The 13,644-nt window shown below is 42.6% G+C and carries 9 protein-coding genes; 7 read left to right on the top strand and 2 right to left on the bottom strand.

The window, feature by feature from the left end; all coding sequences use genetic code 11:
* Nucleotides 1-10 precede the first annotated feature (10 nt).
* A complete protein-coding gene (gene gltB / locus FM107_RS07165) occupies nt 11-4,525 on the bottom strand; it encodes a glutamate synthase large subunit (RefSeq protein WP_086947818.1) in 4,515 nt (1,504 codons plus the stop codon).
* A 443-nt stretch (nt 4,526-4,968) separates the two neighbouring features.
* Here gltB and FM107_RS20200 point away from each other — a divergent pair, with 443 nt between their 5' ends.
* From FM107_RS20200 to FM107_RS07140, 5 genes are all read left to right on the top strand, one after another.
* Entirely contained in the window at nt 4,969-5,100 is a 132-nt protein-coding gene (locus tag FM107_RS20200; protein ID WP_143559451.1) for a helix-turn-helix domain-containing protein, read from the top strand.
* 630 nt (nt 5,101-5,730) lie between these two features.
* Nucleotides 5,731-6,828: a mandelate racemase/muconate lactonizing enzyme family protein gene (locus FM107_RS07155; RefSeq protein WP_086947816.1), complete on the top strand. Its 1,098-nt coding sequence runs from the start codon at nt 5,731-5,733 to the stop codon at nt 6,826-6,828.
* A gap of 135 nt (nt 6,829-6,963) precedes the next feature.
* Nucleotides 6,964-7,944, top strand: a complete 981-nt coding sequence (locus FM107_RS07150; RefSeq protein ID WP_086947815.1) for a deoxyhypusine synthase family protein — start codon at nt 6,964-6,966, stop codon at nt 7,942-7,944.
* Nucleotides 7,945-8,020: 76 nt separating this feature from the next.
* Nucleotides 8,021-8,524: a hypothetical protein gene (locus FM107_RS07145; RefSeq protein ID WP_086947814.1), complete on the top strand. Its 504-nt coding sequence runs from the start codon at nt 8,021-8,023 to the stop codon at nt 8,522-8,524.
* A gap of 57 nt (nt 8,525-8,581) precedes the next feature.
* Nucleotides 8,582-9,157 (top strand): non-canonical purine NTP diphosphatase, encoded by a 576-nt coding sequence (locus FM107_RS07140; RefSeq protein ID WP_086947813.1) that lies wholly within the window; start codon nt 8,582-8,584, stop codon nt 9,155-9,157.
* A gap of 66 nt (nt 9,158-9,223) precedes the next feature.
* Here FM107_RS07140 and FM107_RS07135 read toward each other — a convergent pair whose 3' ends face one another.
* On the bottom strand, nt 9,224-11,692 hold the full coding sequence (locus tag FM107_RS07135; protein ID WP_256959393.1) for an OstA-like protein: 2,469 nt from the start codon (nt 11,690-11,692) through the stop codon (nt 9,224-9,226).
* A gap of 96 nt (nt 11,693-11,788) precedes the next feature.
* On the opposite strand from FM107_RS07135, the gene tilS reads away from it, so the two are divergent.
* Entirely contained in the window at nt 11,789-13,120 is a 1,332-nt protein-coding gene (gene tilS, locus FM107_RS07130; RefSeq protein ID WP_086947812.1) for a tRNA lysidine(34) synthetase TilS, read from the top strand.
* Between the two features lie 5 nt (nt 13,121-13,125).
* Nucleotides 13,126-13,617, top strand: coding sequence for a hypothetical protein (locus tag FM107_RS07125; RefSeq protein WP_086947811.1), 492 nt, complete (start codon nt 13,126-13,128; stop codon nt 13,615-13,617).
* Nucleotides 13,618-13,644 lie beyond the last annotated feature (27 nt).

The raw sequence follows: 13,644 nt of genomic DNA, 5'->3' as shown, positions 1-13,644 counted from the left end.
CCTCCTCTGATTAAGCTTCGATTAATTTTTTACGTAATACATTTTTGTATTCGCGAGGGAATACTTTTACAAATTTACTTTTTTGCTGTGCCCAGTTCTCTAAGATGAAAGTAGCTCGGTCACTATTGGTTAAGTTGACGTGTCGTTTTAGTAGCGCTATGATTTCCGATTCATCTTCAGTTTCTAAGGGATCTAAATCAACCATTTCTTGATTGCAGTTATCCCGAAAGTTGCCAGCAATGTCGTATACCCACGCAATTCCTCCGCTCATTCCGGCGGCAAAGTTGCGCCCCGTTTGGCCCAGTATTAAAGCACGCCCACCAGTCATGTATTCACACCCGTGGTCCCCGATTCCTTCGACGATAGCCGTTGCCCCCGAGTTTCGTACCGCAAAACGCTCACCCGCCATACCGTTGATAAACAGGTGGCCTGAAGTTGCGCCATACAACGCTACATTGCCAATAATGATATTTTCGTGAGCGGTCAATGGACTATCTGCGGTAGGGTAGATCGCGAGTTGTGCTCCCGATAAGCTTTTGCCAACATAATCATTTGCTTCGCCTTCGAGCTCAAAGGAAAGACCTTTTGCGGCAAATGCGCCAAAAGATTGCCCGGCTGAACCTTCGAATTTAAAATTGATCGTATTATCCGATAAACCATCTGCCCCGTATCTTTTGGAGACTTCGTTTGAAAGCAGGGTGCCGATCGTACGGTCCGTATTTCTGACTTTAAATGTTCCAAATACAGGCGTTTTTGATTCCAGCGCAGTTTTGGCTTGCACGAGTAGACCCCAGTCAAGGATCATGCTTAAACCATGGTCTTGTTCTTGAGTATTATATAGGCTTTCAGAAGGGGCGTTGCGCGCGACATAAAGTATTTTGGAGAAATCTACTTTTGATGCTTTCCAATGATCGATGTCTTCCCGTTTTTTTAGAAATTGTGCGCGACCTACCATTTCGTTAATCGTGCGGAAGCCTAATTCGGCCATCGTCTCGCGAATCTCTTCGGCTAAAAAACGGAATAGATTGACGATGTCTTCGGGTTTTCCAGAGAATAATTTTTGTAGCTCTGGGTCTTGTGTCGCCACTCCCACGGGACAGGTATTCAAGTGACATTTACGCATCATAATGCATCCACCAGCAATTAATGCTGCCGTGGCCACTCCCCATTCTTCGGCACCTAATAATGTTGCAATGACTATATCTCTACCAGTCTTCATCTGACCGTCGGCCTGTAAGACCACACGGCTGCGTAGTTTGTTGTGCACTAATGTTTGATGGGCTTCGGCTAGCCCTAATTCCCACGGTAATCCCGCATGTTTGATAGAGCTTACCGGAGAGGCGCCTGTTCCACCATCAAAACCGGCAATGAGGATCACATCGGCGTGCGCTTTGGCAACGCCTGCAGCAATCGTTCCCACGCCCGCTTTAGATACCAATTTTACATTGATTCGCGCGTTTCGGTTTGCATTTTTCAAATCGAAAATAAGTTGCGCTAAATCCTCGATGGAATAGATGTCGTGGTGCGGCGGTGGGGAAATAAGCCCGACGCCCGGGGTTGCGTGACGAAGTCGTGCGATAAAATCGTTAACTTTATGCCCAGGTAGTTGTCCGCCTTCTCCTGGTTTAGCACCTTGCGCCATTTTAATCTGTATTTCATCAGCTTCACTCAGGTAATGAGATGTTACGCCGAAACGTGCTGAGGCAACCTGCTTGATAGCCGAGCGCATAGAGTCACCGTTGGGTAAAGGCTGGAAGCGTGCAGAGTCTTCGCCACCCTCACCGGTATTGCTTTTGGCTCCAATACGGTTCATTGCTATCGCTAGTGTGCTGTGTGCCTGGGTAGATATCGATCCCATGGACATAGCTCCCGTGGCAAATCGTTTCATAATATTCTCAATCGGCTCTACCTCACTCAGTGGTACAGGCGTGCGATGTTTTGCGAAATCTAGTAACCCACGAAGCGTGAACATACGCTCTTTCTGGTTGTTGATGATCGCAGCGTATTGTTTATATGATTGATAGTCAGTACCGCGGCATGCTTTTTGAAGTAGGTGGACAGTCTCCGGACTCCAAAGATGTCCTTCCCCGCGACGTTTCCATTGATAAAGACCACCTTCGGGTAATAGCTTTTTCTCATTACGCGATTCGCCAAATGCACGAAGGTGTTTTGCGAGTGCTTCTTGGGCAATATCGTCGAGTGTTAAACCTCCGATACGAGATACCGATCCGCAAAAATATCTGTCAACAACCGACTTGTCGATTCCCAAGACCTCAAAAATTTGCGCACCGTGATAGGATTGGAGAGTGGAGATACCCATTTTTGAAAATATCTTCAACAGCCCCGCACAAATCGCTTTAACATAGTTTTTCTTCAAGTCTTCCCACTCCAACTCAGTGTCGATTTGTCCGAGTTCTTTCATGGTACGAATCGAGGCTAAGGCCATATAGGGGTTGATTGCTGTTGCGCCGAACGCTAAGAGACACGCGAAATGATGAACTTCCCAGACGTCTCCAGCCTCAACGACCAGACCAACGGCCCCTCGGTTGCCTGTTTTTATCAAGTGGTGATGTACGGCTGACACAGCAAGAATTGACGGAATGGCAGCGTGTTGGGAATCGATAGCGCGATCCGATAGTATGATGACTTCAAATCCGTCGCGTACAGCGTCATCGGCATAACGACATAAACGTTCAATTCCGGCTTCCAATGAGCCTGGATTGCCGTCGGCTTTGAAATATAGTTGCAGTGTTTTTGCTTGGAATATGCCGGTGTCAATCGATCGTAGTTTCTCCAGTTCGCGTGAAGTAAGTATCGGATGTTCTAAAGTTACGCAGTGACAGAATTTCTTGTCTTCGATTAGGATGTTACCTGCGTTTCCAATGAATGTCGCAAGGCTCATAACTAACCGTTCACGAATAGGATCTATCGGCGGGTTAGTTACTTGCGCAAAAAACTGTTTGAAATAGCTCGAAAGATGTTGTGGATGTTCCGATAAAATCGCTAACGGAATGTCTGCACCCATAGAACCAATCGGTTCGTAGCCAGTTAAGGCCATGGGTGTTAGTATGGTTTCTAGATCTTCCCTGGAATAGCCAAATGACTGTTGGTACTTGAAAACAGCTTCTTTTTTGAGGTAGGTGTATGTCACCCTCGGTTTTTCTAGTTCGTCCATACGGATCTTATAACGATCGATCCAATCGCCGTATGGTTGGTGGCTGATGAGTTCGTCTTTAATCTCTTCATCCGAGCGAATGCATCCCTGCTCCATATCAACAACGAATATTTTACCCGGTTGTTGACGTCCTTTTTTGATGATAATACTTTCCGGAATTGGTAGCGCTCCTGCCTCCGAAGCAACCACGACACGTTCATCCGAAGTGACAGCATACCTCAATGGACGTAGGCCATTACGATCTAAAGTAGCCCCTATAAGTTTTCCATCCGTAAAACAAAGAGCTGCTGGACCATCCCAAGGTTCCATTAAGGTCGCGTGATATTCATAGAATGCTTTTTTAAGCGGATCCATCTGCGTATTGCCATCCCACGCTTCCGGGACGAGCATAAGCATGACATGCGGTAGGCTCCGGCCTGTATGTAACAGTAGTTCTACGACATTATCCAAGCAGGCAGAATCGGATTGTCCGCGATCGACCACAGGGAGCAATATCTCCATTTCTTCTTCGGAAAAATGCGGTGAAGATAGGGAGCGTGCTCCCGCGTAAAACCAGTTCAGGTTTCCAGTAAGTGTGTTAATTTCCCCATTGTGCGCGATGTTTCGAAACGGTTGTGCCAGGGACCAAGAAGGGAAGGTGTTGGTTGAAAAGCGTGAGTGAACCAGGCCGAAGGCGGAAATGACACGCGGGTCTTTCAAATCCTCAAAGTATGAGCCTACTTGATAGGTCGTCAATTGTCCTTTATATATAATTGTTTTACACGATAATGAGGCTATATATAACGGTAAAGGATATTCCTGTTGTTCTTTTATTTTTTGAATGATTAAACGTCGTAAGACAAATAGCTTGCGTTCAAAATCTTCGGTAGTTGATACCCCATCAGGACGAGAAACGAAAAATTGCACGATTTCCGGTTCAGCACTTAATGCGGTCACGCCGATTCCCTCGCGATTAACGGGCACATCGCGAAAGCCCAAGAATTTCATACCGCGATCTTCGGTAGCTCGGATGATGAGGTCTCGGCAAATCGTATTTATTTCTTCCTCTTTTGGAAGAAATAACATTCCCGTACCGTAATAGCCGGGCTCTTCTAATTGAATGCCGAGGTTGATACATTCTTCCCATAAAAACTCGTGCGGGACTTGAATCATTATGCCAGCACCATCACCACTCTCCGGGTCACAACCACAAGCGCCACGATGCTCCATGTTCTCCAGCATGGTTAAGGCATCTTTAACTTGTTGGTGTGATTTTTTTCCCTTGATATGTGCCACAAAACCTACTCCACATGCATCATGTTCAAAATCGGGATTATACAATCCCTGTTCCGGTAATCTTTCGTTTATCATCTCTCCTCAAAATATTAGGTTGCTAATATACGAAGAAAAATTGGTTTTTTTTATAAATATCGTAAGATAAAATAGTTAATGTTGTTTTATTGATAAATTAAGTGGGTTTTTTTGTTGAATTTGCATTCTCTTTTGCTAGGGTGTGGTTCGGGGGAATATCATTCTGTTGTTCGATCGTCCTAACGAATAATGATGTGTAGAAGCAATTTTTCGTCTTGTAAGTTGGTTTTAAGCAATATTGACAATTATTCATGGGTGAATTTTGTATGGTTGTTAGATGAATCTATAACGAGAATAGCAGTGGAGTATAGAAATAGACTTATCCGTTTTGGGTTCAATTAGATAGTTAATTTATGGCCTCATTTACAGCTAGATTGTATGGAAGAAGAAGGGCAAACGGAGATACTGAAAAACTAATAAATTAACTAAACGAAGGTGAGTGGATTATAACTGTCTATAAATATAGAATTTACCCAGACAAGATGCAACAAGTTTCGTCCGCTAAGACTTTTGATTGTGTTCGTAAGGTATGGAATCTGCATGACTATGTTTTAATTCTGATAAAAAGACGATAACCCTAGTTCAGCATTCAAAATATCTATAGCATATACACAGGAAGTAGCATGGCTGAAAGAAGTTTCCGTAGCTGCAGTTCCACAAAAAGAGAAGGACTTCCAACAGTTCAAGAGACAACTGTTTTCTAAAGGTAACAAGTAATAAGAACCCCTTCCTTCAAGGATACTCAACTAGACTTGTTAATGAATCCGATATCATTGCAAGATAAAGCCTAAATGTGGCGGGAATGGGTTAAAATAGAAGATAGTCAGAATCCATATCCGATGCTTCTGGGGGGATGTTGAGATAAAAGTGTGTATGATACGGGGCAAACTCTTGTCGAAATCGGCAGATGATACCCGAAATCAGAAACTTGTGGCTCCTGTGGTTACATGAAGCAAGACTTAAAATTAGCAGATAGAAACGGGGCTTGTCAAGCGTGTGGAGAGATTCACTACTGAGACCAAAATTCAGCTAAAAATATCGAGAAAGTATGCGTTAATGCTCTCTATAACTGAGTTGCTTAGCGAATGTAAAGCTAACTAGTTAATTGTTTGCGGTGACGCGACTAAAGTTAAGTACGATAGAATTCTATAAAACTTATAACTATATTAGCTCTTCGAACAGACTCGTAGAATGAATAATTTTTTATGAAAATAACCGATATTAAAATCTTTCGTTTAAGCATCCCAATGGAACCATTTGTTATTGCCACGGGCACAATGGATTATGCGCAAAACACATTTATACAGGTATTCACCGATACGGAGCATTATGGCGTAGGCGAATGCTCCGCTTTTCCAATGATCGTAGGGGAGACGCAGGATACCTGTCTAGTTTTGGCCCGAGACTTTGCTAAAATATGGAAAGGAAAGAACCCCCTAGATATCCCTGCGCGGATGGCGGAATTGAACATGTACATTGCCGGAAATAGCACAATTAAATCGGCTTTCGATATGGCTTTATATGATCTGGCGGCTAAAAATGTGCAAATGCCGTTATATCGATTCTTAGCAGGAAGTCCGCGTGAGATTATTACTGATATTACATTGGGTATTGACGAGCCATTAGTGATGGCTCAAAAAGCGTTACAATTGAAGGAGCACGGAGCGGAATCGTTGAAAGTGAAGCTTGGTAAGGCTCCAGGAGATGATATCGCCCGTGTTCGCGAAATTCGTAAGGCTGTAGGATTTGATATTCCTATTCGTATTGATGCCAACCAGGGCTGGTCATTCGATCGTGCTATTGAAGCTCTTCAAGGGCTAGAGCCTTTTAAGATTCAGTTTTGTGAACAGCCGATGCGTACCTATGATGATCACCGGCTGCCCGAACTCCGTACACAAACTATTGTTCCGATTATGGCCGATGAATCGGTATACACTTCTCATGACGCCGAACGTCTCTGTCGGCAAGATGCATGTGATTTGATCAATATCAAATTTTCTAAATCGACGGGTATCGCTGAATCGATGAAAATACAAGCGGTAGCATCGGAGTATAATATTGCTTGTATGATCGGTGGTATGCTTGAATCACGCCTAGCTTTGTCGGCAAAAGTTCATTTTGCGTATGCGGCAGATAACGTGAAGTTTTTTGATTTAGATACCTGTATGGTTGGTCACCTGGAAGATCCGGTAATTGGTGGTGTACAATATAACGGCTATCATGTGAGCGTTTCAGATGCACCAGGGATAGGCGCGGATATCGAACAGTCTTTCCTTGATAAATGTGAGTCATGGGTCGTATAAGGTTGTTTATTAGTTAATTGTATTGAATGTTTATACCGTTGATTATAGCTGTTTGATAACGATTGTGCAACGTTGTACTGTATGGCAAATCGTTCCGATTATGTATCTTTGTTCTAGAATAGAAAATTTAAAACTATGAGTACACAAAAAGGCCCTATTTCCCAATTTTTGGAGAAAAATTATCGACATTTCAATGCTGCTGCAATGGTTGATGCGGCTAAAGGATATGAAACCCACATATTAGAAGGTGGAAAGATGTTAATCTCGTTAGGTGGTGCAATGAGCACGGCAGAATTGGGAATTTCACTTGCTGAAATGATTCGTCAAGATAAAGTTCATATTATTTCTTGTACAGGGGCCAATCTGGAAGAGGATGTGATGAACCTAGTAGCCCACTCGCATTATAAGCGTGTACCCAATTACCGTGATTTGACACCAGAGCAAGAACGTGAACTGCTCGATCAGCATTACAATCGCGTAACGGATACTTGTATCCCAGAAGAAGAGGCGTTTCGCCGTTTACAGAAACACTTGGAAGATGTGTGGCATACTGCTGAACAGAAAGGGGAGCGATACCTTCCGCATGAATTTCTTTATCAAGTAGTAAACTCCGGTGTACTCGAGCAATACTATGAGATTGATCCGAAAGACTCCTGGATAGTCGCTGCAGCAGAGAAAAATTTGCCAATCGTATGTCCAGGATGGGAAGACTCCACAACGGGTAACATCTTTGCCTCGAACGTTATTAAAGGTAAATTGAAAGCGAGTACCGTCAAGTCGGGTATCGAGTATATGATTTACTTAACTGAATGGTATCGTGAAAATTCAGGTGATAGAGGCGTAGGATTCTTTCAAATTGCTGGTGGTATTTCAGGAGACTTCCCTATTTGTGTAGTGCCGATGATGTACCAGGATTTAGAGTGGGAAGATGTTCCGTTTTGGGCCTACTTCTGCCAGATTTCTGATTCGACGACATCGTATGGCTCTTATTCAGGCGCAGTACCAAATGAAAAAATTACATGGGGTAAATTAGATATCGATACCCCAAAATTTATGATAGAATCTGATGCGACAATTGTTGCGCCATTGATGTTTGCTTATATACTAGGCCAATAATATTTATAAAGTAAAAAAGCTTCTTAGGCACTATTCCATGCACTAAGGAGCTTCTTTTCGAAAAAGCAATTGATCGATGAATCTGACAACAAAAAATCCTGTAGCCCTTCAGACATTAATGAATGAAACGATGTATTCAATCGGAGAGCGAGCGCCAGTGTACCCCGCTGCGGAATCATTGGGTACGAATATTTTCGAATATCAGGGCGATAAGACAACTGGCGTGTTGTTTATTCTTCGTTATCCGGAATATCCATACTTTTCTCCGCAAGCTGAGGATGCCTTCGAGAAAACCATTGGTGCGCTGGATTTATCGAAAGCTAACGTCGCTATTGTTAATTTGGCGAACCCCAAAAACCCCAATGATTGGAAATTGATAATGGAGTTTTTTAAACCTAAGAAAGTTACGCTACTTGGTGTTGAACCCGCATCGTTAAAACTACCATTGATCGCACATAATTCCTACATGAAAGGCCGGAGGGCCGTCGTTTTTAACACGTTTAGTTTTGAAGAAATGTTTTCTGATGTCGCTAAAAAGAAGCTTTTCTGGAATGAATTTAAAACATTTATTGGAACATAGCCTCCGCAGCTTGCGGGTAGTGACAAAAAAGTAATATCATTATTAAATCCCAAATTAATGCTCGAATTAGTATTCGCAACAAATAACGCTCATAAGCTTGAGGAAGTCCAGGCAATGGTCAATGATAATTTTGTTTTAAAATCATTGAAGGATATCGGATGTACGGACGATATTCCCGAGACTGGCGAAACCTTTGCCGAAAATGCGAAACAAAAGACCGATTATTTAGCGAATAAATACGGATTATACTGTTTTGGTGATGACTCGGGCCTTGAAATAGATGCGTTAAATGGTGAGCCCGGCGTTTATTCCGCTCGGTATTCTGGATCGCGTGATATGGAGAAGAATATTGAACTCGTATTATCCAAACTAGCAGGAGTTAACGAAAGAACTGCGCGATTTAAAACAATAATTTCTTTGTATCTGAATGAAAAACAGCACTTTTTTGAAGGGGCTATTGAAGGGGTAATTATTGATGAACTGCGGGGGACTTCTGGATTTGGATACGATCCTATTTTTATTCCTAATGGATACGATAGAACATTTGCAGAAATGTCTAACGAGCAGAAAAATAGTATTAGTCACCGCTCGATTGCGGTTGGTAAATTGGCGGATTTTCTGAAGAAATTTTAATAATTTAACAGCCGAGGGTTACACTCGGTTTGCAAAATCCCTGGCGCTTAGGCGCGCGCGAACGTATTAACGGTCTTTTTTCTCGGATATATTTTTGGGAAGAGTGCTTTGATTTACAGGGGTTTCAAACTCTTTTTTTTCTGGTTTTTCAATAATGGGGGAGGCTTCTAGGGGCTCCTTTGGCAAGACGGGGTCAAGTGCATTAATCTCTGGTGTTTGCGTGTTGTTTTCCTTTACCGCAGGTTCTAGGGATTCATCAGGCTCCTGTTTATTCAAGCTCGTCGGGCGATTAATCTCATTTACAGTACTGTCTGCATTCTGCTCTACCGAAGCGCTTCCACTGTCTCGTTTACGACTGATCATATCCTCTTTAGAGGTCGGCCTGTCTTGCGGCCGCCAAGTAAACCCTGGTAACACTTCATTCTCTTGTGTGACCAGTCTAAATGGATAAACGCGTTGATCAACTTTGCGAATTGTTATATAATCAATGATTTTCTTGCCTTCCATCTTAATTTTGATCCGCGCACCTCGGTCGTGAAACATTTCCGTAATGGTATTGGTCGAGTCATTCGTAGAAAAGACCAGATTCTCTGCATTTCCGTCTACGTACATTCGATCTATCGAATTATTTGCAAAAAAGGCGGTGATTTTTCGACCTTTCAGTTGGTTAAATTTGAGCGTGTCCAGTACAGCGTTTACCATAAATGCATTTCCGACCAATAATGCATTGTCTAGCCGTTGGTTTAATGCTTGCAAGTAAATGGTGTCGGATGAAATTTGTGAACCTTCGGTCCAGATCATCGGTTTACCCATAAAACGGAACATGGAATCGGCCATACCGTAATAAACAGAATCAGCCACAGCCTGCAGGTCCGACTTGAACATCCGGACATTGTAGTAAGCTTTTACTATTCTGGTGCGTGCAGTATCGAGATAGGCGGTGTTACTAGTATCTTTGCTCGTCGTATCTGTGGTCTGCGCAGCGGTTAGTGCGTTGTTGATAATGCTATCGGCTTGCGCTGCACTCGGGATAACCGCTTTCATACGGATAATGGAGTCTTGTTCCATCGTTGAGTTAATCATGTTTGCACTGTCCTTTTCGGCCGGTGATAGTGGTGAGACGGCCTTTTTGATGCGCTGCTTCTTGTTGGGTTTTTCTGTGCTGTCAGGAGGTAAATCAGAGATGGCCTCTGGAAGATCCGCATCTAAACGAACGCTATCATTAAGCAGCGTTCTATCGGTATCCACAGTCCCGGAGATCGCAGTGGTACTATCATCTTGGAAATCGCCATAATCCTCTTCGTCTCCGTAATCAATCTCTGGTTCGACTTCTATTGCTCCACCATCTCTGTCGAGATTAAAGTTGAGTGCCTTATAGTCTTTTAAAAAGATCATCTGTGAAAACAGAGTGTCGGCGGTCATATAAACGGAGTCAACCAGAGGAGCTGTGTCTTTTAGGGGAGGTTGTAATAAAGAATCGGTTGCGACAACGCTATCTGCGGTAAATTCCGCCAGTTGGCTTGGATCTTCTTTTACTGTTTTTAGCGTGTCAACAGCAGCGCCTTCTACCTTTACGATTTTGTTTTGCGTCGAGTCGGTTTCGACGGAATCGGTTTTGGTTGAATCGTTTTTTACTATCGTTACGATCAACGGTTTGTCCGTCATCGTGATAGATTCCGTTCTCTGGTCATATAGCCCGTATCCTCCATAGGCGTAGAACTTGTCGAGGGTGTCTACAAAGACGACATTGTTGTACGCTTTACCAATTCCGGAGGCACGGTCATAGTATAAGCTATCGCCCTTAAGAAATTTCGACTCACTATTGTACAAGTTATTTAAGGAAAATTTAGCGATACCGTTTTCAGTCTGGTAGTTGCCTTTTTCAGTATAGAGATTCTCACCTGCATTTCCCTTAATATCTGTAGGCCCGAAAAAATAGGTAGTCCGCAGTGTGGAATTATAACGCATGGTATCGGTGTAGATCTTTACATCGGGTGAACGGACAACAACTTTGTTTCGGAAATAGGCATCCTGCGACCGCTCAAAATAATAGCCATTTTTCGAGGTTATCGTGTCCGTACCTGTGATGATACGTCCACCATCGGTGTATGTTCCAATCTGGTCACGCATTTTATATACCAGATGGTTCGTCGTCAGTATTGACCCTTCATCAACCATTCGGACGTTATTGACCAATGTCGCGATTTGCGGCGTGGCATTATAATGCAATTTATCCGAATAAATAAGCGTTCCTGAAGGTTGTGTAATAACTACGTTTCCAAACGCCTCGAAAAACTGCCTCTTTAGCTCATCTTCATACATGTAACTGCTGTCTGCTGATAAGGTGCTCCCCTTATGTTCAAAAACACCGTTATAGTAGATTGTTCTTCCGGATTGGGAGTTAATGATCACGTTGCGAGAGGAGATAAGCGTCAAACGATCCTCTTGTCCACCGGATTGTCGTCCGACAGGGTTTTGTGCATATGCAAAGAAAATACAACATATGCTGAGTACCGATAGTATATAGCGCTTCACGACGGCAAAAATAGTTAATTAATTAGCAAATTTTTGTTAAAGGATAAATTTTCATTGGAAATACTTTTGCTCAAATTAAAGTTTTAACTTTGGTTTATGCACATGATTGACCGTTTCCAGGAATACCTCCAAAACCCACTTTCGGTGCGTTTTCAAGACAAGGTTTTGCTTGCCGTCAGCGGTGGTCGCGATTCCATGCTTATGGCTTACCTTTTTTTGGAGGCCGGATATAATTGTGTGATTTTGCATTGCAATTTCCATTTGCGCGGAGCCGAATCGGATTTAGATGAGCAGTTAGTAGTTGCTTTTGCTGCGGGTCGCGGAGTGCCTTGTGTGGTTGAACATTTTGATACCCAGCAGTATGCTGAGAAAAATCAGGTGTCTATACAGATGGCTGCTCGGGATTTACGATACAGCTGGTTTGAACAAAAACGTATAGCGCTCGAGGCAGATTGTATTGCTGTAGGCCAGCATCAAAACGATCATATTGAGACGGCTTTTTTAAATTTATCTCGCGGAACGGGTATTACGGGGCTGCAGGGTATCTTGCCACGGCGAGGACATATTATTCGTCCTTTGTTGTTTGCCGGGTCCCAAGAGATTACGGAAGAAGTTAATCGCTTGGCGATCCCTTATCGGGATGACCAGTCAAATTTCTCCACGAAATATGTGCGAAATAAGCTACGACTCGATATTTTGCCGAAGTTCAAAGAACTTACATCTGAATTCGATAAGATCATGGTGGAAAATATGGATCGATTTCGCCAGACTGCAGAACTTTTAGATTTCTTTGTCAAACCAATTAGAGATAAACTCTTTCAGCAGGAGGGAGAGATGCTGGTGATTAACAAGAAGGCGATAAGCGAGTATATAGAGAATGTGCCGTTGTTGTACGAATTGTTCCGAGAGTATGGCTTCACCGTTGAAGTGTTGTCCGACTTACAAGCTAATTTTAATAGTACCGCGGGCAAGGTTTTTCAATCTGCTAGTTTTGAAATGTTACTTGATCGGCAGACGTTATGTCTACGTCCTCGAGAAATAACGCGCATACAAGATGCGGTGACTAATTTACAGTTAGATATGGAATCTGTTAGTTTCCAGGGCGGTAGTTTTTCGATGCATACGAGTACCGACTTACATATTTATAAGGACGTGACGAAGGCGCAAGTTGATTTTGATCTTTTAATTTTTCCACTACATTTACGGCTATGGCAACGAGGAGATGTTTTTTATCCTTTAGGGATGGCTGGTAAGAAAAAGGTCAGTGATTTTTTTATTCAACAGAAGGTAAATTTGTTTCAGAAGAAGCGTGTTCCGATATTAGTCAATGGAAATGGTGATTTAATATGGATTGCTAATTATAGATTAGACAATCGATACCGCGTTACGGAAAACACAAAGAAAGTATATATTATAGAATCCAATTAAGCACTATGGGTGGACATTATCTTTTTCAGGAAAAACAGTATTTGGGACGCGATGCGACATGGATTAGTGTTCGGTTAATATTGGTGTTGTTTTGTTTTATTGCAAGCTATTTGAATATTGAACATCTTCCCTCTCAACAGTTGTTTTTTATTGTGGGGGTGGGAGTCATTATCGTTTCGATGATAATGATATATATGGTGCATTATAAAACAGTTGTCGATGGCAAGTTTTTGATACTTAGTGGTCTTTGGTCTTCAAAGTTGGTGAAGATTGATCTCTTTAATATCAAGAAAGTGGAGCTCAAACCATATAGTACGTTCATTTTTAATAATCCCGTTTATAACTTGCATAAAAATGGGAAGATTCGTTTTTATTCGGGAGGAAAGGATGCTATTTGGTTAACGGATAAGGATGGACTGGTGTATATTATTGGATCTCATAAAGCAGAGGAACTGGCGCGAGCCGTGCAGGAAGCTGTTAGAAAATTAACGAATTAGCTTTTATCTGCATTTAGAGTCATTTTA

The organism is Sphingobacterium sp. JB170 (genome assembly GCF_900163865.1).
Lineage (GTDB): Bacteria > Bacteroidota > Bacteroidia > Sphingobacteriales > Sphingobacteriaceae > Sphingobacterium.
Note: the sequence above shows the minus strand (reverse complement) of the source record. Positions and strands in the feature narration are given on the sequence as shown.